Origin of the sequence: Alistipes sp. UBA1686, assembly GCF_002320215.1 — a bacterium.
Taxonomy (GTDB): Bacteria; Bacteroidota; Bacteroidia; order Bacteroidales; family Rikenellaceae; genus Alistipes; species Alistipes onderdonkii.
Map to the genome: position 1 here is coordinate 66,304 of NZ_DCKA01000004.1, position 26,022 is coordinate 92,325.

Sequence of the window (26,022 nt, forward strand, 5' to 3'; positions counted from 1 at the left end):
TACGACTATGATACACATGGAATATTACCTCGTCCTCTCCACGATCATGATGTTCGTGGGAATCTACGGGTTCGTGACGCGCCGCAACCTGCTGGCGATGCTGATCTCCGTCGAGCTGATCCTCAATTCGGTCGACATCAATTTCGTCGTATTCAACCGCTTCCTGTTCCCCGAACAGCTGGAGGGATTCTTCTTCACGCTCTTCGCCATCGGCATCAGCGCCGCCGAAACGGCCGTCGCAATCGCCATCATCATCAACATCTACCGGAACCTGCGCAACATCGGGGTGAAGAGCCTGCGGGAGATGAAGTGGTAACGATTCTGAAAAAACGATTGTTATGGAATATACGATCCTTATCCTGCTGCTGCCGCTGCTGAGCTTCCTCTTCCTGGGGCTGGCCGGCATGAAGCTCAAGCCCGTCGTCGCGGGCGCCATAGGCACGGCGGTGCTGGCCGTAGTGGCGTTGCTGAGCTATTGTACGGCGTTCGAGTATTTTTCCGCAGGGCGCGACGCCGCGGGGATGTTCCCCACGCTCGTGCCGTGGAACACGGTATGGCTGCCGATCAGCCGGACGCTGCATATCGACCTGGGCATCCTGCTCGACCCGATTTCGGTGATGATGCTCGTGGTGATTTCGACCGTCTCGCTGATGGTGCACGTCTACTCGCTGGGCTACATGAAGGGCGAGCGGGGGTTTCAGCGTTACTATGCCTTCCTGTCGTTGTTCACGATGAGCATGATGGGGCTGGTGGTGGCTACCAACATCTTCCAGATGTACCTCTTCTGGGAATTGGTGGGCGTAAGCTCCTACCTGCTCATCGGTTTCTATTACACGAAGAAGGAGGCCGTCGCGGCCTCGAAGAAGGCGTTTATCGTGACGCGCTTCGCCGACCTGGGGTTCCTCGTCGGCATCCTCTTCTACGGGTACTATGCCGGGACGTTCTCCTTCACGCCCGACGTGCAGCTGCTGGCTGCCGCCGGTGCGATGATCCCGCTGGCGCTGGGGCTGATGTTCATCGGCGGCGCGGGCAAGAGCGCGATGTTCCCGCTGCATATCTGGCTGCCCGACGCCATGGAGGGCCCGACGCCCGTGTCGGCGCTGATTCATGCCGCGACGATGGTCGTGGCGGGCGTCTACCTCGTGGCGCGCATGTTCCCGCTCTTTGTCGGCTATGCGCCCGAGGTGCTGCACTGGACGGCCTATATCGGGGCCTTTACGGCGCTGTACGCCGCCGTCGTGGCCTGCGTGCAGAGCGACATCAAGCGTGTGCTGGCGTTCAGTACCATTTCGCAGATCGGCTTCATGATCGTGGCGCTGGGCGTCTGCACCTCGGCCGATCCCCATACGGGCGGGCTGGGGTACATGGCCTCGATGTTCCACCTCTTCACGCACGCCATGTTCAAGGCGCTGCTGTTCCTCGGTGCCGGGTGCATCATCCATGCCGTGCACTCCAACGAAATGTCGGCCATGGGCGGCCTGCGCCGGTACATGCCCGTGACGCATGCGACGTTCCTCATCGCCTGCCTGGCCATCGCGGGCATCTGGCCTCTGAGCGGTTTCTTCTCGAAGGACGAGATCCTGACGGCGTGCTTCGCCTTCAGCCCCGTGATGGGGTGGGTGATGACCGGGATCGCCGGCCTGACGGCGTTCTACATGTTCCGCCTCTACTATAACATCTTCTGGGGACGCGAGAACCGGGAACTGCATGCGGCGCACAGGCCGCACGAGGCGCCGCTGACGATGACCCTGCCGCTGGTGTTCCTGGCCGCAGTGACCTGCGTGGCGGGGTTCATTCCGTTCGGGAAGCTGGTCAGCAGCGACGGGATGCCCTACACGATCCATATCGACCGCAGCGTGGCGGGCGTGAGCCTCTGTGTGGCTGCCGTTGCCATCGCGTTGGCGACGTGGATGTACCTGCGCGAGCGCCAGACGGTGGCCAATGCCCTGGCAGCGCGCTTCAGAGGGCTGCATAAGGCGGCCTACCACCGTTTCTACATCGACGAGGTTTACCAGTTCGTTACCCACCGGGTGATCTTCGCCTGCATCTCAGCCCCGGTCGCATGGTTCGACCGCCATGTGGTGGACGGCCTGATGAACATGCTGGCGCGGGCGACCAACGGCGCGGCATACGTGATCCGCGACATGCAGAGCGGCAGCGTGCAGCGTTACTGCATCTGGTTCCTCGGCGGTGCGCTGGGACTTACGATCTTCTTGCTTTTAATCTGCTAAACTGTAGCTGTTATGAATATGTTATCACTGTTTCCCGCCATCCCGGTGCTGATGATGCTGGGGCTCTGGCTCTCGAAGTCCGCGCGGCAGGTGCGTGCCGTGATGGTGGCGGGTTCCTCGCTGCTGCTGGCGCTGGCGGTGGTGCTGGTGTTCCGCTACCTCGGCCTGCGCGAGGCGGGCGAGCAGGCCGCCATGCTCTTTACCGAAAGCCATGTGTGGTATGCGCCGCTTAATATCCACTATGCCGTGGGGGTAGACGGCATTTCGGTTGCCATGCTGCTGCTGTCGGCCATCATCGTGTTTACGGGGACGTTCGCCTCGTGGCGGATGAAGGAGCAGGTCAAGGAGTATTTCCTCTGGTTCTGCCTGCTGAGCGTGGGCGTCTTCGGGTTCTTCGTTTCGGTCGACCTCTTCACGATGTTCATGTTCTACGAGGTGGCGCTGATTCCGATGTATCTCTTGATCGGCGTGTGGGGCAGCGGTCGCAAGGAGTATGCCGCCATGAAACTGACACTGATGCTCATGGGCGGTTCGGCGCTGCTGCTGATCGGCATCCTGGGCATCTACTTCGGTGCCGGGGCCACGACGATGAATATCCTGGAGATCGCGCAGCTGCATAACATTCCCCTGGCGCAGCAATATATCTGGTTCCCGCTGGTCTTCGTCGGATTCGGTGTGCTGGGCGCTCTGTTCCCCTTCCATACGTGGAGTCCCGACGGCCATGCTTCGGCCCCGACGGCCGTGTCGATGCTCCATGCGGGCGTGCTGATGAAGCTGGGCGGCTACGGCTGTTTCCGCGTGGCGATGTACCTCATGCCCGAAGCGGCGCACGAACTGAGCTGGATATTCATCATACTGACGACGATCTCGGTCGTGTACGGCGCTTTTGCGGCGTGCGTGCAGACCGACCTCAAATACATCAACGCCTACTCGTCGGTGTCGCACTGCGGACTGGTGCTGTTCGCCATCCTGATGATGAACACCACGGCCGGCACGGGCGCCGTGCTGCAGATGCTGAGCCACGGCCTGATGACGGCGCTCTTCTTCGCGCTGATCGGCATGATCTACGGCCGCACGCATACGCGCGACGTGCGCGAACTGAGCGGGCTGATGAAGGTGATGCCCTTCCTGGCGGTGGGCTACGTCATCGCGGGCCTGGCGAACCTGGGCCTGCCCGGCCTGAGCGGGTTCGTCGCCGAGATGACGATCTTCAACGGCGCGTTCATGGACAACGACACGTTCCACCGTGTGGTGACGATCATCGCCTGCACGTCGATCGTCATCACGGCGGTCTACATCCTGCGGGTGGTCGGGAAGATACTCTACGGCACCTGTACCAACGAAGCGCATCTCCGGCTCTCCGACGCCACGTGGGACGAACGCCTGTCGGTCGTCTGCCTCGTCGTCGCCATCGCCGGCATGGGGCTCGCGCCGCTGTGGGTGAGCGACATGATCCGGGGCAGCGTTTCGGAGATCATTACACACTTAATGAATTAAGCGACTATGGATTACAGCAATATATTCTCGTACATGCAGGCCGAAGTGACGCTCATCGCGGTGATCGTCCTGCTGTTCCTCTATGACCTGATCGCCGGGGAGCGCGGAAGGCGCTGGTTTTCGGCGGTGGCCTGCGGGCTGCTCGCGGTGCAGGTGCTGGCCAATGTCGTTCCGGGGACGGCGGGCGAGGTATTCGGCGGCATGTTCTGCTATGTGCCGATGCACACCGTCGTCAAGAGCGTGCTGGCCATCGGGGCGCTCATCGTCTGCCTGCAGGCCGGTACGTGGCTGCGGCGCGACGACACGGCCCACAAACAGGGCGAATTCTACATCCTGCTGCTTTCGACGCTGCTGGGCATGTATTTCATGGTCGGGGCGGGCAATTTCCTGCTCTTCTTCCTGGGCATGGAACTGGCTTCGGTGCCGATGGCCTGCCTGGTGGCGTTCGACAAGTACAAGCACCATTCGGCCGAAGCGGGTGCGAAATACATCCTCTGCGCCTTGTTCGCGAGCGGTCTGATGCTCTACGGCATCTCGTTCTTCTACGGGACTACGGGGACGCTCTACTTCGGCGATATGGCGGCGCGCATTACGGGGTCGCCGTTGCAGGTCATGGCGATGGTCTTCTTCTTCGCCGGGCTGGGGTTCAAGATTTCGCTCGTGCCGTTCCATCTCTGGACGGCCGATACCTACCAGGGGGCGCCGACGGCCGTGACTTCCTACCTCTCGGTCGTGTCGAAGGCCTCGGCGGCGTTCGTGCTGATGACCGTGCTGATGAAGGTCTTCGGCCCGATGGTCGGGCAGTGGCAGACATTGCTCTATGCCGTGACGGTGCTTTCGATCACGGTTGCCAACCTCTTCGCCATCCGGCAGACCGACCTGAAGCGTTTCATGGCCTTCTCGTCCATCTCGCAGGCCGGCTATATCATGCTGGCCGTGATCGGCGGCAGCGCCATCGGAATGACTTCGCTCGTGTTCTACGTGCTGGTATACATGGCGGCCAACCTCGCCGTCTTCGGCATCATTTCGACCGTCGAACAGCATAGCGGCGGCAAGGTCGCGCTGGCGGATTACAACGGATTCTACCGCACCAATCCCAAGCTGGCGCTGATGATGACCCTGGCGCTCTTCTCGCTGGCGGGCATCCCGCCTTTTGCCGGGTTCTTTTCGAAGTTCTTCGTCTTCGCCGCGGCATTCAAGGGCGGTTTCCACCTGCTGGTGTTCATCGCGCTGGTCAATACGGTGGTTTCGCTCTATTACTACCTGCTGGTCGTGAAGGTGATGTACATTACGCCCAACGAAGAGCCGATCGCACCGCTGCGCAGCGACCGCTATACGCGCCTCAGCCTTGCGCTCTGCATGGCGGGGGTCTTGCTGCTGGGTGCCTTCAGTGTGGTTTACGACAGTATCAACGTATTCTCGTTCGGGCTTTAGCCGGACGGGAATGGGTAAGGAGGGGGCACTTGCTTTAGCAAGTGCCCCCTCCTTTATTCGTGCGGTCTTCCGCGGTGCTTTTGGGAATGTGCATTCCGAAGTCGGGAAGTTTGCCGCCCGTCTTCCCGTTTGCAGGGCGGCGGTTTTTCAGCCCTCGGTTTCCCGTTCGAGGCCGAGCAGGTAGGCCTTGGCCTCCAGTCCGCCCGCATAGCCGACCAAAGCGCCGCCGCTGCCGACCACGCGGTGGCAGGCGACGACGATGGCGATTCAGGGTATGGCGGTTTAAAGGTGTTCGAGCGTGTATTCGATCATCTTCTGCCGGACATTGGCCGTGTCGTCGGGCTGCATCGAATGGTTCTGGTCGGGGTAGACCATCATGTCGTACTGCTTGCCGCAGCGGTTCAGGGCGCGCGCCATCTCCACGCTGTTCTGGAAATGAACGTTGTCGTCGGCCGTGCCGTGGATGATGAGCAGTCGGGTCTTGGTGTCGTCGAGCATCCGGGCGAAGTTAATCGGGGAGTTGTCGTCGTAGCCTGCGGCGTTGTACTGCGGCAGGTTGTTGTAGATTTCGGTGTAAATCGAGTCGTAGTAGCGCCACGAAGTGACGGGAGCCACGGCGATCGCCATGCGGAATAGTCCGTGGCCTTTCATCGCGCAGCCCAGTGCCATGAACCCGCCGTACGACCAGCCGTAGATGCCGATGCGCGCAGGGTCGACGTAGGGCTGCGCGGCCATGTAGCGGGCGAACGAGAGCTGGTCTTCGACCTCCTGCGCTCCGAGGCGCCCGTAGGTCGATTTCTTGAACTTCTCGCCCCGGAACCCGGTGCCCCGGCCGTCGGCGCAGACTACGATGTAGCCTTTGTCCGTGAGCGCATCCTCCCAGTCGAGCGACCAGCGGTCGCTTACCGACTGCGAGCCGGGCCCCGAATACTGGGTCAGCAGCACGGGGTAGCGCTGCGAGGGATCGAAGCCGCGGGGCTTGACGATGTAGGCATTGAGCGTGTCGCCGCGCTCGGTCGTGAAGGTGAAGAACTCCCGGACGGGGCGCTGTACGACCGCCAGCTCTTCGCGGAGTTTGCGGCTGTCGGCCAGCGTGCGGATGGGGTTGCCTTCGTTGTCGCAGACCTCGACCCGGTTGGGGGTCGTGGCGTTGGAGAAGGTCGAGATGTAGTATTTCATCCCGGCGCTCGGGGCGATGGCGTAGTAGCCTTCGCCGGTCGTCAGGCGGCGCTTGTCCTTGCCGTCGAGCCGTACGCTGTACAGGTTGCGGCGCAGCGGAGAGGTTTCGGTCGAGAGGTACCAGACCCGTTTGCCGTCGGTGCCGACCACGTCGGTCACCTCCCAGTCGCCTTTGGTTACCTGGGCGAGCAAACCCTTGCGGATGCTGTAAAGGTAGAGGTGCATGTAGCCCGTGTGTCCCTCCTGCCGTACGAGGAAGCGGTCGCCGTCGATGAAGGTAATGGTCTTGTCATCCACGCGCTCGACGTATTGCTGCGAGCGTTCGTCGTAGATCGTGCGCTGGGCGCCGTTGGGCTCGCAGAGGATCACCTCGAAGGTATTCTGGCGGCGGTTGAGGCGGAAAAAGTAAAGCCGTCCGTCGGGTGTCCAGCCGATACGGGGAATGTACTGGTCGGTCACGCCGCCCGTGTCGATGCGCTCCCGTGTCCCGGTCGCAAGGTCGCAGACCCACACTTCGACCGTCGAATTTCGCTCCCCGGCCTTGGGGTATTTGAACGAGTAGGCCTGGTTGTAGAGCTTGCCGTCGAAGCGCATCATTTCCATCAGGGGCACTTCCGATTCGTCGAAACGCAGGTAGGCGATGCGGCGGCTGTCGGGCGAGAAGGCATAGGCTCTGGTGAAGCCGAACTCCTCCTCGTAGACCCAGTCCGTGGTGCCGTTGATGACCGAGTTCCACGCCCCGTCGTCGGTGATGCGGCGCGTGCGCTTGCCCGCGGTATCGTAGACATAGAGGTCGTTGCGGTCGGAATAGGCGATCAGCTTGCCGTCGGGCGAGAACGAGGCGTCGCGCGGGGCTTCGGCCTCGCGGAGTATGGGCATCAGACTGTTGCCCGAGGCCAGGAAATAATCGGTCGTGTAGGAATGGCGGTAGATCGGCCTGGCGCCCGAGGCGATGAGTATCTGCCGTTCGTCGGGCGAGAAGGCGTAGTCCGTGACGACGAGGTTGGCCGTCGGCTTGGGGAGCATCTGCTCGCCCTGCCCCGCCGCGGCGTAGCCGTAACGGACGATGTTGTTGCCTTCGAGGATGGTATAGTGTTCGCCGTCGGCCATCGAGCGGATGCCGCGGACGGTTTCGTTCATCGAGCGCAGGCGTGCGATCTCGGCATATTCGCCCCGCGCCTGTACCGTACCTGTGCCGACCGCTGCGGCTGCGAGGAGTGTGAAAAGTTGTGCCTTCACGTGGGAATCGGGTTTAAATGTCCTCTACTTCGAAATCGTAGCCGAGGCGTTTGCCCGTGACGAATTTCGAGTTGTCCATCTTGGTGTTGAACTGGTCGACCGTCACGCGTTTGTTGTCCTCGTAGGGCGGCATCAGCAGGTCGAAGTTCAGGGCGAACCAGATCGCCGGTTCGAGGATGCCGATCAGGGCTTCGCGGTCGATCTCGGCCTTGCCGAAGTTCATCGCCCGCATCGAGGTCTGCTGTTTGCCCTCGACGAAATAGCGGCGCTCGCGGTTGATGAAGATACGCCCGATGAGGTATCCCTCGTCGGCGTTGCGGTTGAACTTGAACGAGTCGGAGAGGAAATTGTAGATGTTGATCAGGCCGCAGTAGGAATTTTCGCGGTCGGACTGTACGTAGGGGTTCTGCCAGATCAGGTGGTTGGCGTCGAATTCGAAGACGTCGGTGTGCATCTGGAAAATGAGGATGTCGTTGGCCACCTGCAGCTGCGCCTCGAATTTTCCGCGGTCGCGGTATTCGAGCCTGACGCGGCGGTCGAGCTTGCCGTCGAGTTCGTCGTCCATCTCCGATGCCATTTCGAACAGCGTTTCCTTCAGTTCGTTGAAGGCTGCGAAGGTGTTGTCGAAGACCCGTTGCTTGAGGGTCGACTTGCGGATGATCGTATCCAGGATCTTGCTCCTGAGCGGTGTCGTTTCCATGCTATGCTGTTTTTATTTTATGCGTATCTGTTGCCCCTTTTCGAGCGTGCTGCCGGGCTTGAGGCGGTTGAGTTTTTCGATCGAACGGGTGCGGATGGCGTAGGACTGGCCTACGGCATAGGCCGTTTCGCCCTGGCGGCAGATGTGGGTGTGGGCATTGCCCTCCCAGCGCTTCTTTTTGCGCTCGATGTAGACCACCTCGCCGGTCAGCGGCTGTGCCTTCTTGTCTTTCAGGTCGTTGAATTTACGCAGGTTGCGAGCCGAAATGCGGAACTTCTGCCCGATATTCTCGAACGTGTCGCCCTCCTTGGCCAGCACGTAGTGTACGCCGTTGGTCTGGTAGACGTTGTAGCCGTTGTGGGCGTTGATCGTCACCCGGTAGTTGTCCGGGTCGATGGCCGGCGAAGCTCCTGCGGCCGGTTCGACGCTGCTCTGGTCGGCGAACCACCCTTCGGGGTCGGTTACCTTGCGTCCCATGCGCGAGGCGTAGAGCCGCTCGCCGTCGGGCCGGTCGAGCAGGTAGAGCTGGTTCTCCTCGATGATGCGCGTGAGCCGTTGCGCGTAGTCGGGTGCCGTGGCGTAGCCGGCGGCTTTGAGCCCCCGCGCCCAGCTCTTGTAATCGTCGGACGAGTAGGCGAACAGCGAGTCGTAGCGCGGCTGCGAATCGAGAAATTCGGCATGATCCCTGTACGACGCCTCGACCGAGGGGTAGCTGCGGAAGCACTCCCCCTTGGCGTCGTCGTCGTAATAGACCTTGTCGCCCGTCCAGTTGCGTTTGCACTTGATGCCGAAATGGTTGTTCGATTGCAGCGACAGCCAGCTGTTGCCGCAGTCGGACTCGAGGATGCCCTGCGCCATGGTGATGCTGGCGGGGATGCCGTACCGCTCCATGTGGGCCACGGCGATGGATTTGTAGCGGTCGATATATTCCTCGCGGGTCTGCCGCACCTGTGCCGGGAGGCTTTGTACGACTATCAAAAGGATTCCTGCGAGCGATATTGCTTTTTTGGAAAAATTCATTATCTTTGTTTAATCTTTACGGACAAAGGTATGATTTTCCCACGAGAATTACAATATAAAATGTACTGCTGAGCTATGTTTACCGAAACCGCAAACAAGATCTTCAACCGCGCCATCGGGGATTACCATCGGTGGGACGATGTGGATCATCCGATCGAAAATCCCTATGAGCCGGGTTCGCTCGAACACCTGTTATACCATAAAAACTGGATCGACACCGTGCAGTGGCACCTGGAGGATATCATCCGCGACCCGCAGATCGACCCCGTGGCCGCACTGGCCATCAAGCGCCGTATCGACAAGTCGAACCAGGATCGTACCGATATGGTGGAATATATCGACTCGTACCTGCTCGATAAATACAAGGACGTGGAACCCCGGCCCGACGCCAGGCTCAATACCGAGACCCCGGCGTGGGCGATCGACCGTCTGTCGATCCTGGCGCTGAAGATTTACCACATGGCATGCGAAGCCGAGCGTACGGACGTCGGCGATGCCCACCGCGCGGCGTGCCGGAAGAAGCTTGACGTGTTGCTGGCGCAGCAGGTCGACCTTTCGGGGGCGATCGAAGAGCTGATCGGGGATATCGAGGCCGGCCGCAAGTATATGAAGACCTATAAGCAGATGAAGATGTATAACGACCCGGCGTTGAACCCGGTGCTTTATGGGCAGAAAAAATAAGAGACTTCCGCGTCATCTGGTCGTTTTCCGGACTTCGGCGATGGGGGATGTGGCGATGCTGGCGCATGCGCTGCGGGCCTTGAAGGAGGCCTATCCCGACCTGAGGGTGACGGTAGCGACAAGACCCGTGTTTCGAGCCTTTTTTACAGGGCTCGATCTCGGTTTTATGGATGTAGATATCAAGGGTGTGCACCACTCCCTGCGGGGAATGTGGCGCCTGGCCGCCGATGCGCGGCGCCTGGGGGTGGATGCCGTGGCCGACGTGCACGGCGTGCTGCGTTCGGTGATGTTCCGCACCGCCCTGTGGCTGCGCGGAGTCCCCGTGGCGGCCATCGAGAAGGGGCGCGAGGAGAAAAAGGAGTTTATCCGCAAGGGCGGCCGCGGCGTGAAGCCCGCCAAGCATACCGTCGTCCGCTATTGCGATGTGTTCCGCAAACTGGGGTTCGTGTTCCACGATCCCGTGCCGGCCCTGCGGCGCTGCCGTCCCAACCCGATGGGGGAGAAGACGGGTACCTGGATCGGCTTCTCGCCGTTTTCGGCACAGCAGGGGAAAACCTATCCCACGGCGCTCGGGCGGGAGGCGGTGCGTCTGTTGGCCGAACGCTACGACCGGGTGTTCATACACAGCGGAGGCGGAGCCGAAGCGGAGTTCGCGCGGGAAATGGAGCGTGCGTACCCCAATGTGACGGCATTGTTCGGACGGGTCGGGATGGACGGCGAATTAGACCTGATCGCCAACCTGGACTGCGTGGTGGCGATGGACTCGCTCGTCATGCACATGGCCTCGCTCGTGGCGACGCCCGTAGTGTCGGTATGGGGTGCTACCCATCCCGGGCTGGGGTTCTTCGGCTATGGTTGCGACCCGCGCGGCATCCTGCAGGCCGATATGGAATGCCGTCCCTGTTCGGTCTTCGGGAACAAGCCGTGCCGTTACGGGGATTACCGCTGCCTGTATGCCGTGACGCCCGCCATGATTGCGGAGCGGGTGGCCGAAATGGTCGGTGAATAGGTTCGCCGTGGATATGCAAACAGCCCTCCGGATCAGGGGGCTGTTTTTTTGTGACTACTCTGTGCCGGGCACCTTTTCAGGACTGCCCCTTTATTTCCGCGGACGGGCGACGATGCCGTTCGGTACGGCGCGTTCGCCGGCATGGTCGAAGCGGCGGTTGTCGCTGGGGTGGCTGACCACCCCTTCCTGTGCTGTCCAGAGTGCCGAAGAACCGCCGCCGTCGAGGTTGAGGGCGTCCGTGAGCCCCAGCAGGCGGGCGATGTAAGCCGTTTCGGCGATCGTAGCGCCGGCAGCCTGGCCTTTGGCGCGGCCGTCGATTACGGCCATCACCACCTCGCCGTTCGGGCGCTTGCCGATCAGCGAACGCGGGTGGCGGTGGGTATAGAAGCTGTCGCCGGAGTCGTATTCGATGATCTTGCCTCCGCTGACCAGCAGGGGCCCGGCTGCGAGCGCCGCGCGGTAGCGGCGGGCTATGCGGGGGTATTGGGTGGTGTCGCAGGCGAAAATGGCGACGTCGTGCCCCTGTTTGTCCCGGATGGCGATGATGCCGTTGGTGCGCATGAGTTCGCCGGGTGTCGTGCGGCCCAATACCCGGCAGTCGACCATCACGAAGGTGATGGGCGTAAAGGTTTTCATGTTGAAATAGCTGCCGTTGATGGCTGCTGTGGCGTCGGCGGCTTCGCCCATGCGGCCCGTGGTTTCACCCTTGCCGTCGAGCTGTACGATCTGCGTGGCGAAGTGCCGCGCGGGGTAGCTGACGACCGAGATGCTCTGCCGCGAACCGAACATCTCGACCTGGGCGTAGCGGCACGCGGCACCCCGGCCGAGGTCGGTGGTATGCCAGTCGGCGGTGACGAAGGCGATGGAGTCGCCGGGCGTCTGTGCCGCGGCCGGGAGGGTGAACAGGAGCAGCAGGGCTGCGAAGAGTATTCTGGCCATAGTTGCAGTGTGGTTGACGGATGCAAATTTAACGAATAAACCGGTTCGGCAAGCCGTTTCACGGAACTGTTTGCGGGGCGGGGCGCGTTTTGTGCGGGGCGATCGTCCCGGCAGCCCGGGCTGCCCGTCCTGCAAGGCTTGTAGTGTCCGCCCGGTAAAGCTTGTGGCGCCCGCTCTGCAAGGCTTGTGGTTGCCTCCTTCGAAAACTTGTGGTGCCCGTCCGGTTGAAAACGGTGGGCGTCCTCCGGCAAATAAAACGCGCCCTCCGGGATTGCGGAAGGCGCGTGTGACCGCAGGGGGCTGCGGCTATTCGTTGGCTTTGGTGTAGACGGCGCCATTGCCCTCTACCGTCAGCGTATAGATACCGTCGGCATCCTTGGCGATGGTGGCCGTTTCGGTGAAGTCGATGGTCTGACCGTTGCCGATACTTTGGCCTTTGAGCAGGATTTTGCCGGCTTCGCCCTGCAATTCCCACGATGTGTAGTGCAGTGTGGCCATGTTGATCGACTGCGCCTCTCCTTCGACCATGATCCGGATGCCCATGACACCGTCGGGGTCGATCGGGTCGGGCATCGTCCAATTGCCGACGGCCTCGGCATAGGTGGGGTCGGTAGACACTTTCGAGGCGGTGGTGCCGTCTGCGAGTTTACCGCTGTAATTGACCGTGACGGGCGCTCCCAACAGCAGGCCGTTGGCCTCGCTTTTGTCGGCGTCCATGGTCGAGAAGGTGAATGTCCCCTCGGCGTTTTCGACGGTTACGGTGTTCATCGACGCATCGGTGATGGTGCCGGTGAAGCTCTTGGGGGTGTTGTCGTTGCAGGCTGCCAGGCCGCACAGGGCGATGGCCGCGACCATGATTTTCATGCGTTTCATCGTTCGTATGGTGTTTTAAAGGTTTAACGCTTTCGGATATATTCGTCGATGGCCTTTGCCGCCGTACGGCCGGCACCCATCGCCAGGATTACCGTGGCGGCTCCCGTCACGGCGTCGCCGCCCGCGAAAACTCCTTCGCGTGACGTGGCGCCGCGTTCGTCGGCGGTGATGCAGCCGCGCCGGTTGGTTTCGAGCCCTGCGGTCGTGGCGGCCAGCAGCGGATTGGGCGAGGTGCCCAGTGCCATGACGACTACGTCGCAGGCGATCCCGAACTCCGAGCCGGCCTTCACGACGGGCGAGCGGCGGCCGCTTTCGTCGGGTTCGCCCAGTTCCATCTCCACGCACCGGATGCCGGTCACCCAGCCGCGCTCGTCGCCGAGCACCTCGGTGGGGTTGGTGAGCATCCTGAAGCAGATGCCCTCCTCCTTGGCGTGGTGTACCTCTTCGGCGCGTGCCGGGAGTTCCTTCTCGCTGCGGCGGTAAACGATCGTCGCCTCGGCACCCAGCCGCTTGGCCGTGCGTACGGCGTCCATCGCCACGTTGCCGCCGCCGACCACCACCACCCGTTTGCCGACGTAGATCGGGGTGTCGTAGGCCTGGTCGTAGGCGTGCATCAGATTGGCGCGCGTGAGGAATTCATTGGCCGAGACCACGCCGTTGAGGTTCTCGCCCGGGATACCCATGAAGCGGGGCAGCCCGGCTCCCGAGCCGATGAATACGGCGGCGTAGCCCTCTTCGTCCAGCAGCGAGTCGATGGTCACGGTACGGCCGACGATGACGTCGGTCTCGATCTCCACGCCCAGTTTTTCGACCTCGGCGATTTCGCGGGCTACGATACGCTCCTTCGGAAGCCGGAACTCGGGGATGCCGTAGACCAGTACGCCGCCCGCCTTGTGCAGCGCCTCGAAGATTTTCACTCCGTAGCCCAGTTTCGCAAGGTCGCTTGCGCAGGCCAGCCCGGCCGGGCCGCTGCCGATGACGGCGACCTTGTACCCGTTGCGGGGTGCGGTCTGTGCCGCGGCGGCGCCGTGTTCGAGCTTCCAGTCGCCGATGAAGCGTTCGAGTTTGCCGATGGCGACCGGTTCGCCTTTGATGCCCAGGATGCAGGAGCCTTCGCACTGGCTCTCCTGCGGGCAGACACGGCCGCAGATCGAGGGCAGCGAACTGTCACCGGCGATGATGTCGGCGGCCTGCTGTAAATCACCGGTATGCAGGGCACCGATGAAGTCGGGGATGCGGATGCTGACGGGGCAGGCTGCCACGCAGCGGGGGTTTTTGCAGTGCAGGCAGCGCGATGCTTCCAGACTTGCTTCGTCGAGGTCGTAGCCATAGCAGACCTCTTCGAAATTGGTCGCTCGGATTTGCGGGTCTTGTTCGCGCACGGGGACGCGCGGTATCTTGTTTGCCATTGTCGTGTATGCTTTGGGGATTTCCGGGGTGTGCGTCCCGGACAATGTCTATTTATCCAGTCCTATTTTGCATTGGTGCCCGGCGGCGCGTTCGGCCTCGATGGCCGCGGCGCGCTGTTCCTGCGTGCGGTACATGCCCTGCCGGCGCATGGCTTCGTCGAAATCGACCTCGTGGCCGTCGAATTCGGGGCCTTCGACGCAGGTGAAGCGCGTCCTGCCGCCGACCGTCACGCGGCAGGCACCGCACATGCCCGTGCCGTCGACCATCAGCGCGTTGAGCGACACGGTTGTCCTGAGCCCGTATTTTTTCGTGGTGAGCGCCACGAATTTCATCATGACCATGGGCCCGATGGCGACACATTCGTCGTAATGCCGGCCCTGTTTTTCGACCAGCTCCTCGACGACCTGCGTGACGAGCCCCTTGAACCCTTCCGAGCCGTCGTCGGTGGCGATGTGGAGGTTTTCGGCCACGGCGCGCATGGCGTCGGTGTAGATGAGCATGTCGCGGGTCTTGGCGCCGATGATGACATCGGCCGCGACGCCGTGCTCGCGGAGCCATTTGACCTGGGGGTAGACCGGGGCGGTGCCCACGCCGCCCGCTACGAAGAGGTAGTGCCGCCTGCGGAGCTCGCCGGGCTGCATCGTTACGAATTCCGAGGGGTGTCCCAGCGGGCCTGCGAAATCGGCGAAGGCATCGCCCGCATCCAGCGAGCATATTTTGCGTGTCGAGGCGCCGATGGCCTGCGTCACGATGGTGACGCTGCCCTGCGCGGGGTCGAAGTCCGAGATCGTGAGCGGGATGCGTTCGCCGTGCTCGTCGACGCGGACGATGACGAACTGCCCGGGTTGCGCCGAATGTGCGACGCGCGGTGCGAGGACTTGCATCAGCCAGATGCCCTCGGCGAGGAGTCTTTTTTCAAGTATCGGGTACATTACTATATTTTTTCCGGCCGCTGCCCTCGGGCGGAAGCCGCATATTGTCGTTATTCTTCGATGATGGCCGTCACCCTCAGCCGCCGCATCGGGCGCAGCGGGTCGTTGGTGACGATCATCACGAAATCGGTCAGCACGCCGAAATCCTGTTCGCCCGGGTCGACGGACACCCTCGCCGTGAAGGAACTGCCCGCCGGGATGCGTTGTCCGGGGACGAGCGTCGTGGCGATCCTGCCGTTGGTTTCGACGGCCCGCACGACCAGTTCGGCACTGCCCGTATTCGAGAGCGTAAAGGTACGTTCCTGCCTGGGGGCACCATGCTTTACCGGGCCAAATTTAATAATATTTTCGATTATCTGCGCTTTCGGGGCGTTTTGTCCTCCGGTACCCGCCTCCGCCCGGTCGATGCCGATGCCGTGGGTGACGATCGCCGTGCCGTTGGTGCGGCCGTCGACGCGCACCTCGAGGGCGTCACGCAGCGTGCCGTAGCGGGGATCGGCCTCGGGGATGAGGTAGGCAACGTTGATCGATCCCTGTTCGCCCGGTGCGATCTCGCGCGGGGCGGTCACCGTCAGCAGCCCGCTCGATTCCAGCGGGCGCAGTTCGAGCCGGATGGTTTTGCCCGAGGTGTTCGCATAGCCGATGGCAGACTGTACCTGTTGCCCGGGGCGGATGTAGGAGAAGGCGTTGAGGGTCGTGGAGAGCCGCAGCCCTCCGCCCGCATCGACCGGGTAGAGCTCCTCGGTGGATTTCATGCGCGGCGTGACATTGCCCCGGATGGTGAGCGTGGCGACCTTTTTCCGCTCGGAGGAGTAGACGCCCAGTTCCTTGGTGAAGGCGCCGGGGCGGTTGGCCGGGTCGAATGTCACCTTGACGGTGGTTTTCTCGCCGGGGCGGATCGGACGCTTGGTGAATTGGGGTACCGTGCAGCCGCAGGTGGTGACCACGTCGAGGATCACCACGGGCGTATTGCCGCGGTTCTCGCCCGTGAAGGTATGGCTCACGCGGCCGTCGGTCTCGCGGATCGTGCCGAAATCCCAGGTGTCGGGGGTAAAGACCAGTTGTGCCTGCGCCGCCGTTGCGAAAGCGCAAAGAGCCAAGAGTGTGAGGAGGATATGTCGTCGTGCCGTCATGGTGCTGATTGGTGTCTATGATGCAAAGGTACATTTTTTGAGAAAAAATCGTGCAATAATTTTGCGGGAATGAAATTTTGCTATATATTTGCACTCCGAAACGGTTGAAAAACCGATTTCCGAATGCCTGAATAGCTCAGTTGGTTAGAGCACATGACTGTTAATCATGGGGTCCTAGGTTCAAGTCCTTGTTCAGGCGCAGATGCGCGAGGGTTGCGTAAGGTTCTTTCAGAAACGCCTGCAGGGTAGGTGATAAAAAGAATGAAAAATTTCGATGAAAAATTTGGAGTTCATATATTTTGAATTACCTTTGCAGTCCCAAGCCATTCACTACGGGAGCTTAGCTCAGCTGGTTCAGAGCGTCTGCCTTACAAGCAGAGGGTCGGGGGTTCGAATCCCTCAGCTCCCACTAATCAAAAAGCGGTCAGAGATGCGTGTAGAACGTATTTTTAGCCGCTTTTCTCTTTTTTATCCCTGCGTTCTGTAAGAGGAGAAAAGTGTGCAAAAGTGTGCTATTTTGTGCAAATGGTTTTGCTACTGGTTTTGCTAAAAAATTTATGGCTACATTAAAACCATTTCTGGATCTTAGGGTTCAGCGCAAAAAAGACGAATTGTATCCGTTAAAAATTTCAGTTTCGGCGACACGCTCGATCGTATTCCAGATCCCTGTGAAAATCTACCTTGCTCCGGAGAACTGGAATTCCCAGACGTGCCGAATCGTCAAACACAAATCGAAAAGGCTATTTAACATGGCCCTTCAGGAGCAGTTGTTGTCTCTTGAGAAAAAACTGACCGTGCTGGAGGTTTCAGGCCAACTCGCCAATATGTCGACCCGCGAGGTGAAGCAATATCTTGTTGCATCGCAAACGGTGTCCTGCTCGGCGCGGGGTGACCTGATCGACTATTACGAGCAATATATCGACCGCATCGCAAACGCATCGACGCGGGGCACACACGAACATACGCTGAAGAAAATCTTGGCATACGATAAAGGAAAGTTGTCTTTCAGAGATGTCGATAAGGCTTGGCTGCTGGGCTTTGAGCGTTTCCTCTTCTCGCAGCACCTCGATGCCAAGGGGCGGGCTATACCTGGTGTGCGAAGACTGACTCCCAATGGTGTAAACCTTCATTTGCGAAACCTGCGAACCCTGTTTAATGATGCAGTGACCTATGGTGTGGCGGAAGCGAACTGGTATCCCTTCAAAAAATTCGAAATGCCATCGGAAGAGCCTGTGAAACTGGCGCTGCCGGTAAAGGATCTGCGAATTATCCGGGATTTTCCCGCTGAGGAATTCTGCCAGCGGTATTTGGATGTGTTTATGCTCTCTTTTTACCTGATTGGAATTAATATCGGCGATCTGCTTCTGTTACGTCCGACTGATATGGTGGGCGGTCGAATAGAGTTCAGTCGTCAGAAAACGAAGAAACGCTATTCGATCAAGGTTGAACCCGAAGCCCAAGAGATCATCAACCGCTGGAGGGGAAAGAAATATTTGCTTTGCTTCATGGACGAACGTGCTGATTACAGATCGTTCCTGAAGATGATGAACAAGCATCTGAAGGAGTTTGGCAGGGTTGAAGTTGATAAAGCACGTTGGGGGAAAAAAACGAAAACCGGCCTCTACCCTTTTCTGCGATCGTATTATGCGCGCGACACGTGGGCGACGTTGGCCTCGGTTCTCGATGTTCCGGAAGATACGATCGCTGCTGCTCTTGGTCACGGTAAAAAAAACGTGACAAAAAGCTATATCTCATTTAATATGAAGAAAGTAGATATTGCAAATCGCATGGTTCTCGATTTTGTGGCCAGTAATTTGTCTGAAGATGAAATTTTTGAGATCAAGGCAGCCCAAATGTATAGAAACCTGTCATTCAGTAAAAAATATGCCAGTTTGAACGAATCGTATATGGCCATGCCGATGCCTATGTATGGCGTTGGGAATATGTAACATTTTTGCAAAAAACTATTTTTGGGCGGAATAATAGGTAATATTTCTGCAAAAAAACAGGTAACATTCTTGCAAATTTCCGGGGACAATACGTAACATTTCTGCAAATTCTACTTTATATATATATTTATCAAAGAATTTATCTTTGATAAATTCACTATTCAACATTGGTAAACATTTTATTCAATTTGTTATACAACAAAAACATTACTACGGTAAGTTACCGTAATACGCGCGCGCGAGGCCGAATAAGGTTTTTTTGCTCGATATATTGACAAAATGGCTGGGAAAAGATGTTGAATCGTGAAGGGAAGAAAATAGATTCGTGTTCCTCGAATAGGTAACATTTTTGCAAAAAAATCGGAGACTCGTTTCCGAAGTCTCCGACGCTTACTATATTTTGAAGAAAAAGCCCCAGATAAACGGTGCGTTTTTTCTTCCCTTCATTGCAAAAGTAGCTTTGTGTTTTCTATTCTGCAAATAATCCGCTGATTATTTTTTTAGAGGATAATATTGTAATACAGATAGTATTATAATATAATAATATCTGTTGTATTGCGCAGATAATCAGCTCTGTATTGTTTTTGAATATTATTCTAATATAAATATTACAATAATATTTGCACTCTCGTTCCCGTCGCGTACAACCTATGTGCCGGATATTATAATATTACGAGTATTACTATAATATCGGTATTATAATAATATTACGGTATATGCTACCTCTTCGGTATGATTCGTTCGATAATGATTATATTTGCGGTAAGGGAGACAGCAGTAGATTAATAGTGTTTGTGCTGGAGACAAGTAGGAACTGTGGTTCTTCCGTTTTGTAAAGGTGCTTTGGATAATATTCGAGGTGCCTTTTTTCGTACTCACCATCGAATATATTATTATATTACAATAATATTCAAATGGATAATGAACTACACAAACTCCATTATTGGGCATATATAGTGAAGAACTAAAGCTGCTTTCTTCCCTTCACCCATCAACATCGCGTCCCGGCTGGTTAGAACCAGCCGGGACGCTTGTTTTTCGCGCCGCGCCTTGGGGGCGCGGTTCTCACGGAGTTTGCGGATGCTGATATTATTATACGGGAATAATATTCGTGCGGAAGCGGAACCGGCCATAGCCGGCTGCCGGATCCCCGGCTATGTCGCCGCGCGGATCTGTGATCCCCATGCGCGGCCATGCGCCCCCTGAACTCGCGCCTCCGGGCGACGATGCCGCCCGGCACGCTCGCGTCCGCCGTCGCTCGACAAGCGAACTCGTCGTCCGGGGGAGAGCGGTATTCTCACTCACAACATTGATGCAAAGTTAGCCGACATCGCGTCGACAGCGGCAAGGATCGACCGTCCTGTTCAGGCCGGCCGCCCGTGGGCCCAGTGCGGAAATATTGATCCGCTTCGCCCTCCGGCCGCGCCGTCGGTAAATATTTCCTTCTGTGTCCTTGCCTTCGGGCAGTCGCCGTGATCGGCTTGAGCCGCATCGCTGTTCCGAGTGTTTCGGCAGCATTAGAACTCCGGCGCAGGAGGATAAACACTGCAAATCATTTTATGCCAATTTACAAATTTTATCAGGATGTGCTATGCACAAGCTGGGAACGCAGACACTTCACTGTCACGGCCCAAAATCAGGAAGAAGCCGACATGATCGCCGCGCAATGCAAGGATACGCCTCTGTGTTTTGATCCGGATGCGGAACCCGGAAAAACCGTCTATTGTGTCTTCGAGGATGAAACACTTCTTGAGACGGTGGAATCTCTGCCTATCACAGATAATCATGGCAAACCGACGATCGAGGTGTACCGAAGCAACGACGACCTGTTCATTGCCGATAACTATAAAAATCGGGAGCTATGAGAGACGAGATCAGACAAAATGGTGAACCGTTCCTTTGGGCCGAAGGCGAGGAGTGGACAAGTATTCCGATGATCTTCCGGAATATCACCGGCAAGAACTTCACCGGTAAGGAGTATCGGGATTATATCGAATACTGGATCTTATCACATGGCTTTGAACTCGGCCCCGTCGAGCTATGGTGTGACGGCCGGTTCGTAGAACGCGGTGAGATCAAACTGCCCGGAAAGGAGGTGTATCATGTCTAAGATCCAGATTCCGGCCGAGTACAAGGCGTTTGAGGATAAGTTCTCGGCACTTGCCTATGGCCAAGACGACAGCAAGGTGTTTGACGATATGTTGACCTTCATCATTGACCTGTTCAGCTTCGACAATCCCTGGAAGCCTCACGGCCGATATAAAGACCTGGAGATTCGCAAGCGTTTCTTCGAGCTTTTTCAGGAGATAGTACTCCTGATGAACAAGAAGGTACGCGACGACGGGGAGTGGTACGACCCCTTCGGGAATCTTTATGAAACTCAAATTGCCTCACATGGCCGGCGTGCAAACGCTGGCCAGTTTTTTACTCCAGAGAATATTGTTGATTTTATGGTTTCCATCAATAGTGGTGGACGGGATTTGACAGGAAAAGGGTTGAATTTCGGAGATCCTGCCTGCGGTAGCGGCCGGTTCTTGATTGCTGCCCATGCGAAATTCCCTGGTAACTACTGCTGTGGCGAGGACATCGACCGAACCTGTGCCCTTATGACGGTCTGCAATTTCATCCTGCATGGCGTGAACGGCGAGGTTATCTGGCATGATTCGCTTAGGCCGACCAAAGATTACTTCTATGGAGCCTGGCGTGTCCGCCCACGTCCGGAACTGATGGGTATACCTGAAGTTTCCAAAATGGAATGGGAAGACACGCTGTGCTATGCCGTCTGGGAGAGCCGCCGCATAAAGGCCGATCCCGCCAAAACATCAGAGTCACCGGCTGCTGAAGCACCGCAGATCGTGCAACTCAACCTCTTCTGATCGAGAAGCCCGCCGGGAGGCGGGCTTCTCTTTTTTTTTGTTCGTAAAATTCTCGCAACGGCAACCGGCCGCCGGCAGACTTCGCCTGCCGTTCGCGGCGACCCGGCCGCAGCCCCCTGAACTCGCGCCTCCGGGCGACGATGCCGCCGGGCCCGCTCGCGTCCGCCGTCGCTCGGCCAGCTCGCTTGTCGGCCGGGGGAGAGCGGTAGTGCTCACTCACAACACGACACAAAGGTAGCCGAAGTCGCGGTGACAACGGTACGGACGGCAGGCCGCGGGGGCCTGCCGCGCAAGCGTCCGGTGCAAATAATTTGTCCACTGCGCCCTCCGGCGAGCCGTCGGCAAATTTTTCTTCCGGCTCCTACCTGATGTCACCGAGACCGGCTGCGCTCGCATCGCTGTTCCGAGTGTTTCGGCAGTATTAGAACTCCGGCGCAGGAGGATAAAGTCTGCAAAAAAGTTATGGATAACGAGCGTTTAATTCGGATTCTCACGAAGAAACTGCGGGGCAAGTACAATTTACCGCACTGGCCCTTGCGGTTGGATGTCGAAAACGCAGTCAACGAAGCGTTACAGCAAACGGACGAACTGGATAATCTCCTGATCCAGTTGCGTAACCGGGCCGTGAGATTCAGTTACCGCAAACAGGACGGGACACTCCGGGAGGCTTTCGGGACACTGAAGCCCTGCTTGCTGGAAGAGTACCGGGCCGGAAGTAAATCCCGCAGCCGTTCGACAAACGACTGTGTGCATTATTTCGACCTTGAGCGGAATGCCTGGCGTTGCTTCTGCCCTGAGAATTTCATCACAATTCACGAGCTTCCGTAACTTGTTGCCCCGGAGTAGAAACTCCGGGGTTTTTTCTGTTCCGTTCACCTGCAAGGGGAAAGTTTGTGATTCATCACAAAGAATTCCTTTGCCGGTAGGGCAGCCGGTCGCCCGGCAGACTTCGCCTGCCGTTCGCGGCGACCCGGCCGCAGCCCCCTGAACTCGCGCGGCCGGGCGACCATGCCGCCCGTCACGCTCGCGTCCGCCGTCGCTCGACAAGCGAACTCGGCGGCCGGGGGGAGCGGTACTCTCACTCACAACACGACGCAAAGGTAGCCGACATCGCGGCGACAGCGGCAAGGATCGCCCGTCCTGTTCAGGCCGGCCGCCCGTGGGCCCGGTGCGGAAATATTGATCCGCGCGTTGCGCCCTCCGGCCGAGCCGTCGGTAAATATTTCCTTGCGTGTCCTTGCCTTCGGGCAGTCGCCGTGATCGGCTGGGGCCGCATCGCTGTTCCGAGTGTTTCGGCAGTGTAGAACTCCGGCGCAGGAGGATAAAGTCTGCAAAAAGCTATGTCTACATCAGATTTAATTATGTCGATTCTCGCTGAAAAACCGTTGAATCTCATGAGTTGGAATGTGACCTGCGGTGCTGGTGGCACCCTTGCTGGTCGGAAGGCTTTTATACTCAAGGTCAGTGGGTTCAAACATCAGGGAGCCGTTGTGATTTTCCCCAATTCTTTGGATGGTTATTTCGACATTGAACTTATCGATGAGAGTGGTGAAGTTGTCGAATCGGTCGAATATATTTCTGCCTGCAAATTGTCAGAAATAATCGACCAGCTGGTTGAAGTGACGGAAAACTATTCCGATGACATCGTACGTTGGTTGCGTAAATGTACGCCTAACGAAAATCAGATTCAAAAAATTGGACGTATGGCAAAAGTGTGTCCGGAAGTGGCCGCCGAGATCAAGTTGAAGACATTATTTTCCAAAAGGTAATGTAGAGGGCCGGTTCGCCGGCTCTCTTTTTTTGCTCGTAATTTCATACCATGCCCCGCAGGCGGGGCATTGGTCGCTCCTAAAACGTACGACTTGCAGGGCGTTGCAAGTCGTTCGTTTCTCCACGTCGCGGCAGGACACCCCTCGCGTTGCGAGGGAGAGCGGTATTTTCTCTCTGGGTCTGACCGGGCTGTGGTTTCGCACTCCGGCTGAATTCAAGATTTCTGCGACCTGACGGGTCTCATCCCTTACACGTTGCCTTCAGACCATTCTGATACAAAGTACGAACACTGCATTTTGCCGGGCAATGAACCCGCGAAATATTTTCTTAGGAGTCCTTTCGGGAACTATGTTTATGATGAAAAAATTTACCCCGGCAGGCCGGGGCACGCTGAAGAAATTTTTTCAAAAATATTTCCCGGAACCCTTGCGCCGGTTTAGCGGTAGAGAGCGACCGCCTATGCCCATTCCAGAGGAACGGGCGGCCGCTCCATTTTTATTTCAAAATGTCAGTGTTCGATACGAGTATCAGAAAGGCTCTGAAGGCAACGTGTAAGGGGATGACCCCTCGTTCTTTGAAATCTTGAAAACATCCGTCGGCTGGGAAACCACAGCCCGGCAAACCTTCGAGAAAATGATATGTTTGATAGAAAGGATAAAGGGCGTGACGAGGATGTTAGCGAGATTTCAGCAATAAAGTTCTTTGACGTATTAACCAGCTCCGCTCGATGTGATCGGCGGATGGCGGGGAGCGAAGCCCCAGCGGAGCACACTATTTAACCTTTTAAAATTTTACAATTATGAAAACTTATTTAGCAACAGTCTGTCTTACGAAAACCTACACCGACAAGATGTGTAACCAAGTGTTATTACAAAAGGAGTTCCCCGACGAGAAAGCCGCCCATGCTTGGCTGAATAAAGCGCTTGAGCGCTACAATTATGTCGCAGGGATCAAAGGCTTGTGTTATGTGTCTTGGTTTTCGCTGGATGACGAGAACGGCACCCAGCTCCTATATTTCGATTATTTCGCTTCCGACGCACCACACGAGATACAGGCGCGCGTAACACTTACGAAAAAGTATCCGGCACAAAAACAAACGATTGTTTTAACTCATAAGTGCGCGTGCTACAACCACGCGATTTTGTGGATTGACTGGGCGTATCTGAAATTTGAAAGTAGTGGAAATGCGACTTTTAGCAGTGGTGAAATGATTGATGCAAAGACCGAAATTGTCATTGACAAGTGAAACATTTTTCGTAAATTTGAGGTGCAGTGCCTCGCAGAACCTCACGATGTATAGGTTAATCGTTCAAATTTCTATGAAGAGAATCACGATTACCGGTAATCTCGGTAAGGATGCCGAATGCCGCGAGGGGCAGGGCGGTCACAAATTCGTATCGTTCAGCGTGGCGTATGCAGAACGGGATACGGATGCCAAAGACGAACAGGGCAACCCGATCAAGGAAGCCCAGTGGGCGGAGTGCGAAATTTATGTCAAGCCGGAGAACTCAGCCGAGGGAATCGTCAATCTGCTGAAGAAAGGCCGTTTTATCTACGTGGAAGCCTATGATAAGGTCGAAGCGTGGTTGGATAAAGAGAACAAGCCCCGTGCCCGTGTGATTTACCGGGTCACGAATTTTCAGGTCTGACCTTATGAACATCGACGGCCATTGCGCCGTCGATGTTTTCAAAGTCTATCTATTTCGGTGAAAAATTTGCTATATTTGCACCTATGAGAAAGGAATTGGGTAAATGGTTCATGGATATTGCCAAATATCTTCTAACGGCAGTTGTCGTTGGGGCCTTAATTAGTGATATAGAGAATTCGCGATGGCTTGTTTATGTCGGAGGGATCGGGGCGACATTGAGTTGCTTGTTTATTGGCTTGGGGTTACTTCGGCAGAAAGAAACAAATAAAACACAGGAGGAATAAGTATGGCGGCATTTTGGATTTTTATTTTTATTATTGCTTTTGCAGTGGCAATATTAATTTGGAGTAAGACAGATAAGGGAAAGAAATGGCTCTTGTAATTTCTTCCCTTCACCTATCAACATCGCGTCCCGGCTGGTTAGAACCAGCCGGGACGCTTGTTTTTCGCGCCGCGCCTTGGGGGCGCGGTTGCTGGGAGCCTGATAGAATATTATTTCGGTTAGAAATTTGCATATGACACAATAAGTACGTATATTTGTACGTATTTAAGTACAAAATATAAAGTTGAGCAATGAGAACAGCAAACTATTCCGATTTAAGGCAGAATCTCAAAACCTATATAGATTCTGTTATCGAGGATTCGGATACGGTTATCATTAACCGCGGCGGGGGAGCCGGGGTCGTGTTGATGTCTTTGGATGAATATAACTCCATCAAGGAAACCGAGTATCTTATGAAATCCCCCGAGAATGTGAAGCGTATCAAAGCTGCCGAGCAGGAGATCCGCGACGGCAAAGGAAAGGTTATCGCTCCTGAAGATATATGGAAATAGTCTTTTCGGAACAAGCGCAGGCGGACATCGCTTTTTGGAAGAAAAGCGGCAACAAGGCGATTATGAATCGTATATCCGCATTACTGGCGGATATAGCGGAACATCCGTTCACCGGTATCGGTAAGCCAGAACCCCTGAAGTATGATCTGGCCGGGAAGTGGTCTCGGCGTATCAATACTGAACATCGCATCGTTTACTCGGTGCACGATGAAATGATCGAGGTCTATATCCTCTCGATGCGTTATCATTACAGTAAGTAATATTTTCTTCCCTTCACTCATCAACATCGCGTCCCGGCTGGTTAGAACCAGCCGGGACGCTTGTTTTCGCGCCGCGCCTTGGGGGCGCGGTTCTCACGGAGTTTGCGGATGCTGATATTATTATACGGGGAATAATATTCGTGCGGAAGCGGAACCGGCCATAGCCGGCTGCCGGATCCCCGGCTATGTCGCCGCGCGGATCTGTGATCCCCATGCGCGGCCATGCGCCCCCTGAACTCGCGCCTCCGGGCGACGATGCCGCCCGGCACGCTCGCGTCCGCCGTCGCTCGACAAGCGAACTCGGCGGCCGGGGGAGAGCGGTCGCCTCACTCACAACACGACGCAAAGTTAGCCGAAGTCACGTCGACAGCGGCAAGGATCGACCTCGGCATGATGCCTCGGCCGCC

General features: G+C 57.1%; 27 protein-coding genes and 2 tRNA genes. 20 read left to right on the forward strand and 9 right to left on the reverse strand.

All coding sequences use genetic code 11. The features are described 5' to 3' along the window. Nucleotides 1-7 precede the first annotated feature (7 nt). The 4 genes from nuoK to B3C38_RS01070 are packed head-to-tail and all read left to right on the forward strand — an operon-like array spanning nt 8 to nt 5,162. Nucleotides 8-316 (forward strand): NADH-quinone oxidoreductase subunit NuoK, encoded by a 309-nt coding sequence (nuoK, locus tag B3C38_RS01055; RefSeq protein WP_022331855.1) that lies wholly within the window; start codon nt 8-10, stop codon nt 314-316. 22 nt (nt 317-338) lie between these two features. Beyond that, entirely contained in the window at nt 339-2,231 is a 1,893-nt protein-coding gene (gene nuoL, locus B3C38_RS01060) for an NADH-quinone oxidoreductase subunit L (protein WP_286724433.1), read from the forward strand. A 12-nt stretch (nt 2,232-2,243) separates the two neighbouring features. Further along, nucleotides 2,244-3,728 carry a complex I subunit 4 family protein gene (locus B3C38_RS01065; RefSeq protein WP_026318162.1) on the forward strand — a complete coding sequence of 495 codons (1,485 nt, stop codon included), beginning with the start codon at nt 2,244-2,246 and terminating at the stop codon, nt 3,726-3,728. 6 nt (nt 3,729-3,734) lie between these two features. Beyond that, nucleotides 3,735-5,162, forward strand: a complete 1,428-nt coding sequence (locus B3C38_RS01070) for an NADH-quinone oxidoreductase subunit N (protein ID WP_286724437.1) — start codon at nt 3,735-3,737, stop codon at nt 5,160-5,162. A gap of 147 nt (nt 5,163-5,309) precedes the next feature. On the opposite strand, the gene B3C38_RS01075 is transcribed toward B3C38_RS01070, so the two are convergent. Genes B3C38_RS01075 through B3C38_RS01090 form a run of 4 tightly spaced genes read right to left on the reverse strand, consistent with a single transcriptional unit; the run spans nt 5,310 to nt 9,300 of the window. After that, complete coding sequence (locus B3C38_RS01075; RefSeq protein ID WP_390130221.1) at nt 5,310-5,429, reverse strand: MGMT family protein; 120 nt, start codon at nt 5,427-5,429, stop codon at nt 5,310-5,312. 15 nt (nt 5,430-5,444) lie between these two features. After that, nucleotides 5,445-7,580 (reverse strand): S9 family peptidase, encoded by a 2,136-nt coding sequence (locus tag B3C38_RS01080; protein ID WP_117507124.1) that lies wholly within the window; start codon nt 7,578-7,580, stop codon nt 5,445-5,447. Between the two features lie 13 nt (nt 7,581-7,593). Beyond that, nucleotides 7,594-8,280 (reverse strand): hypothetical protein, encoded by a 687-nt coding sequence (locus tag B3C38_RS01085; protein ID WP_022332002.1) that lies wholly within the window; start codon nt 8,278-8,280, stop codon nt 7,594-7,596. A 12-nt stretch (nt 8,281-8,292) separates the two neighbouring features. Next, a complete protein-coding gene (locus B3C38_RS01090; RefSeq protein WP_022332001.1) occupies nt 8,293-9,300 on the reverse strand; it encodes a glucosaminidase domain-containing protein in 1,008 nt (335 codons plus the stop codon). Between the two features lie 75 nt (nt 9,301-9,375). Here B3C38_RS01090 and B3C38_RS01095 point away from each other — a divergent pair, with 75 nt between their 5' ends. Continuing rightward, a complete protein-coding gene (locus B3C38_RS01095; RefSeq protein ID WP_022332000.1) occupies nt 9,376-9,981 on the forward strand; it encodes a DUF4254 domain-containing protein in 606 nt (201 codons plus the stop codon). Then, complete coding sequence (locus B3C38_RS01100) at nt 9,965-10,990, forward strand: glycosyltransferase family 9 protein (RefSeq protein ID WP_256166567.1); 1,026 nt, start codon at nt 9,965-9,967, stop codon at nt 10,988-10,990. Before B3C38_RS01095 ends, B3C38_RS01100 begins: the two co-directional genes overlap by 17 nt. Before the next feature lie 90 nt (nt 10,991-11,080). Here the strand turns inward: B3C38_RS01100 and B3C38_RS01105 are convergent, their stop codons facing one another. The 5 genes from B3C38_RS01105 to B3C38_RS01125 all read right to left on the reverse strand — a co-directional run bounded on the left by B3C38_RS01105 (nt 11,081) and on the right by B3C38_RS01125 (nt 16,277). Then, nucleotides 11,081-11,929: a phosphodiester glycosidase family protein gene (locus B3C38_RS01105; RefSeq protein ID WP_055210816.1), complete on the reverse strand. Its 849-nt coding sequence runs from the start codon at nt 11,927-11,929 to the stop codon at nt 11,081-11,083. 306 nt (nt 11,930-12,235) lie between these two features. After that, nucleotides 12,236-12,802: a lipocalin family protein gene (locus B3C38_RS01110; RefSeq protein ID WP_022331997.1), complete on the reverse strand. Its 567-nt coding sequence runs from the start codon at nt 12,800-12,802 to the stop codon at nt 12,236-12,238. Between the two features lie 23 nt (nt 12,803-12,825). Further along, entirely contained in the window at nt 12,826-14,211 is a 1,386-nt protein-coding gene (gltA, locus tag B3C38_RS01115) for an NADPH-dependent glutamate synthase (RefSeq protein WP_286724456.1), read from the reverse strand. Between the two features lie 48 nt (nt 14,212-14,259). Continuing rightward, nucleotides 14,260-15,144, reverse strand: a complete 885-nt coding sequence (locus tag B3C38_RS01120) for a sulfide/dihydroorotate dehydrogenase-like FAD/NAD-binding protein (protein WP_286724460.1) — start codon at nt 15,142-15,144, stop codon at nt 14,260-14,262. 50 nt (nt 15,145-15,194) lie between these two features. Then, on the reverse strand, nt 15,195-16,277 hold the full coding sequence (locus tag B3C38_RS01125) for a DUF1573 domain-containing protein (RefSeq protein ID WP_278499384.1): 1,083 nt from the start codon (nt 16,275-16,277) through the stop codon (nt 15,195-15,197). 125 nt (nt 16,278-16,402) lie between these two features. On the opposite strand from B3C38_RS01125, the gene B3C38_RS01130 reads away from it, so the two are divergent. The 14 genes from B3C38_RS01130 to B3C38_RS01195 all read left to right on the forward strand — a co-directional run bounded on the left by B3C38_RS01130 (nt 16,403) and on the right by B3C38_RS01195 (nt 25,615). Beyond that, a tRNA-Asn gene (locus B3C38_RS01130) sits at nt 16,403-16,476 on the forward strand. Between the two features lie 135 nt (nt 16,477-16,611). After that, nucleotides 16,612-16,686 (forward strand) — tRNA-Val (locus B3C38_RS01135). A 148-nt stretch (nt 16,687-16,834) separates the two neighbouring features. Beyond that, nucleotides 16,835-18,226 (forward strand): tyrosine-type recombinase/integrase, encoded by a 1,392-nt coding sequence (locus B3C38_RS01140; RefSeq protein ID WP_014774895.1) that lies wholly within the window; start codon nt 16,835-16,837, stop codon nt 18,224-18,226. Between the two features lie 1,559 nt (nt 18,227-19,785). Continuing rightward, the gene (locus B3C38_RS01145) at nt 19,786-20,091 is read left to right on the forward strand and encodes a hypothetical protein (protein WP_022331830.1); all 306 of its coding nucleotides are present in this window, start codon (nt 19,786-19,788) and stop codon (nt 20,089-20,091) included. Further along, nucleotides 20,088-20,336, forward strand: coding sequence for a DUF7688 family protein (locus B3C38_RS01150; protein ID WP_022331829.1), 249 nt, complete (start codon nt 20,088-20,090; stop codon nt 20,334-20,336). The genes B3C38_RS01145 and B3C38_RS01150 overlap by 4 nt, the downstream gene beginning before the upstream one ends. Beyond that, nucleotides 20,329-21,102 (forward strand): N-6 DNA methylase, encoded by a 774-nt coding sequence (locus tag B3C38_RS01155; RefSeq protein WP_286724469.1) that lies wholly within the window; start codon nt 20,329-20,331, stop codon nt 21,100-21,102. The genes B3C38_RS01150 and B3C38_RS01155 overlap by 8 nt, the downstream gene beginning before the upstream one ends. A gap of 462 nt (nt 21,103-21,564) precedes the next feature. Beyond that, on the forward strand, nt 21,565-21,930 hold the full coding sequence (locus B3C38_RS01160) for an SH3 beta-barrel fold-containing protein (RefSeq protein WP_022333566.1): 366 nt from the start codon (nt 21,565-21,567) through the stop codon (nt 21,928-21,930). Between the two features lie 512 nt (nt 21,931-22,442). Further along, nucleotides 22,443-22,871, forward strand: coding sequence for a hypothetical protein (locus B3C38_RS01165; protein WP_130063065.1), 429 nt, complete (start codon nt 22,443-22,445; stop codon nt 22,869-22,871). Nucleotides 22,872-23,226: 355 nt separating this feature from the next. After that, nucleotides 23,227-23,427 carry a hypothetical protein gene (locus B3C38_RS01170; protein ID WP_130066107.1) on the forward strand — a complete coding sequence of 67 codons (201 nt, stop codon included), beginning with the start codon at nt 23,227-23,229 and terminating at the stop codon, nt 23,425-23,427. A gap of 244 nt (nt 23,428-23,671) precedes the next feature. Then, nucleotides 23,672-24,118 carry a hypothetical protein gene (locus B3C38_RS01175; RefSeq protein ID WP_286724478.1) on the forward strand — a complete coding sequence of 149 codons (447 nt, stop codon included), beginning with the start codon at nt 23,672-23,674 and terminating at the stop codon, nt 24,116-24,118. Nucleotides 24,119-24,191: 73 nt separating this feature from the next. Next, nucleotides 24,192-24,521, forward strand: a complete 330-nt coding sequence (locus tag B3C38_RS01180; RefSeq protein ID WP_022332159.1) for a single-stranded DNA-binding protein — start codon at nt 24,192-24,194, stop codon at nt 24,519-24,521. A gap of 83 nt (nt 24,522-24,604) precedes the next feature. After that, nucleotides 24,605-24,805: a DUF6722 family protein gene (locus tag B3C38_RS01185; RefSeq protein WP_014774889.1), complete on the forward strand. Its 201-nt coding sequence runs from the start codon at nt 24,605-24,607 to the stop codon at nt 24,803-24,805. A 289-nt stretch (nt 24,806-25,094) separates the two neighbouring features. Then, the gene (locus B3C38_RS01190; protein ID WP_014774403.1) at nt 25,095-25,355 is read left to right on the forward strand and encodes a type II toxin-antitoxin system Phd/YefM family antitoxin; all 261 of its coding nucleotides are present in this window, start codon (nt 25,095-25,097) and stop codon (nt 25,353-25,355) included. After that, nucleotides 25,346-25,615 carry a Txe/YoeB family addiction module toxin gene (locus tag B3C38_RS01195; RefSeq protein ID WP_014774404.1) on the forward strand — a complete coding sequence of 90 codons (270 nt, stop codon included), beginning with the start codon at nt 25,346-25,348 and terminating at the stop codon, nt 25,613-25,615. The genes B3C38_RS01190 and B3C38_RS01195 overlap by 10 nt, the downstream gene beginning before the upstream one ends. The last annotated feature ends 407 nt before the right edge of the window (nt 25,616-26,022 follow it).

What these genes read in the sequence shown, in the direction of transcription:
- B3C38_RS01105 (WP_055210816.1), bottom strand. Translation starts at nt 11,929, where the DNA reads ATGGCCAGAATACTCTTCGCAGCCCTGCTGCTCCTGTTCACCCTCCCG.
- nuoK (WP_022331855.1), top strand. Translation starts at nt 8, where the DNA reads ATGATACACATGGAATATTACCTCGTCCTCTCCACGATCATGATGTTC.
- B3C38_RS01140 (WP_014774895.1), top strand. Translation starts at nt 16,835, where the DNA reads ATGGCTACATTAAAACCATTTCTGGATCTTAGGGTTCAGCGCAAAAAA.
- B3C38_RS01110 (WP_022331997.1), bottom strand. Translation starts at nt 12,802, where the DNA reads ATGAAACGCATGAAAATCATGGTCGCGGCCATCGCCCTGTGCGGCCTG.
- B3C38_RS01120 (WP_286724460.1), bottom strand. Translation starts at nt 15,144, where the DNA reads ATGTACCCGATACTTGAAAAAAGACTCCTCGCCGAGGGCATCTGGCTG.
- B3C38_RS01170 (WP_130066107.1), top strand. Translation starts at nt 23,227, where the DNA reads ATGATGAAAAAATTTACCCCGGCAGGCCGGGGCACGCTGAAGAAATTT.
- B3C38_RS01180 (WP_022332159.1), top strand. Translation starts at nt 24,192, where the DNA reads ATGAAGAGAATCACGATTACCGGTAATCTCGGTAAGGATGCCGAATGC.
- B3C38_RS01065 (WP_026318162.1), top strand. Translation starts at nt 2,244, where the DNA reads ATGAATATGTTATCACTGTTTCCCGCCATCCCGGTGCTGATGATGCTG.
- B3C38_RS01095 (WP_022332000.1), top strand. Translation starts at nt 9,376, where the DNA reads ATGTTTACCGAAACCGCAAACAAGATCTTCAACCGCGCCATCGGGGAT.
- B3C38_RS01195 (WP_014774404.1), top strand. Translation starts at nt 25,346, where the DNA reads ATGGAAATAGTCTTTTCGGAACAAGCGCAGGCGGACATCGCTTTTTGG.
- B3C38_RS01160 (WP_022333566.1), top strand. Translation starts at nt 21,565, where the DNA reads ATGGATAACGAGCGTTTAATTCGGATTCTCACGAAGAAACTGCGGGGC.
- B3C38_RS01150 (WP_022331829.1), top strand. Translation starts at nt 20,088, where the DNA reads ATGAGAGACGAGATCAGACAAAATGGTGAACCGTTCCTTTGGGCCGAA.
- nuoL (WP_286724433.1), top strand. Translation starts at nt 339, where the DNA reads ATGGAATATACGATCCTTATCCTGCTGCTGCCGCTGCTGAGCTTCCTC.
- gltA (WP_286724456.1), bottom strand. Translation starts at nt 14,211, where the DNA reads ATGGCAAACAAGATACCGCGCGTCCCCGTGCGCGAACAAGACCCGCAA.
- B3C38_RS01070 (WP_286724437.1), top strand. Translation starts at nt 3,735, where the DNA reads ATGGATTACAGCAATATATTCTCGTACATGCAGGCCGAAGTGACGCTC.
- B3C38_RS01090 (WP_022332001.1), bottom strand. Translation starts at nt 9,300, where the DNA reads ATGAATTTTTCCAAAAAAGCAATATCGCTCGCAGGAATCCTTTTGATA.
- B3C38_RS01175 (WP_286724478.1), top strand. Translation starts at nt 23,672, where the DNA reads ATGAAAACTTATTTAGCAACAGTCTGTCTTACGAAAACCTACACCGAC.
- B3C38_RS01155 (WP_286724469.1), top strand. Translation starts at nt 20,329, where the DNA reads ATGTCTAAGATCCAGATTCCGGCCGAGTACAAGGCGTTTGAGGATAAG.
- B3C38_RS01185 (WP_014774889.1), top strand. Translation starts at nt 24,605, where the DNA reads ATGAGAAAGGAATTGGGTAAATGGTTCATGGATATTGCCAAATATCTT.
- B3C38_RS01125 (WP_278499384.1), bottom strand. Translation starts at nt 16,277, where the DNA reads ATGACGGCACGACGACATATCCTCCTCACACTCTTGGCTCTTTGCGCT.
- B3C38_RS01165 (WP_130063065.1), top strand. Translation starts at nt 22,443, where the DNA reads ATGTCTACATCAGATTTAATTATGTCGATTCTCGCTGAAAAACCGTTG.
- B3C38_RS01085 (WP_022332002.1), bottom strand. Translation starts at nt 8,280, where the DNA reads ATGGAAACGACACCGCTCAGGAGCAAGATCCTGGATACGATCATCCGC.
- B3C38_RS01100 (WP_256166567.1), top strand. Translation starts at nt 9,965, where the DNA reads ATGGGCAGAAAAAATAAGAGACTTCCGCGTCATCTGGTCGTTTTCCGG.
- B3C38_RS01190 (WP_014774403.1), top strand. Translation starts at nt 25,095, where the DNA reads ATGAGAACAGCAAACTATTCCGATTTAAGGCAGAATCTCAAAACCTAT.
- B3C38_RS01145 (WP_022331830.1), top strand. Translation starts at nt 19,786, where the DNA reads ATGCCAATTTACAAATTTTATCAGGATGTGCTATGCACAAGCTGGGAA.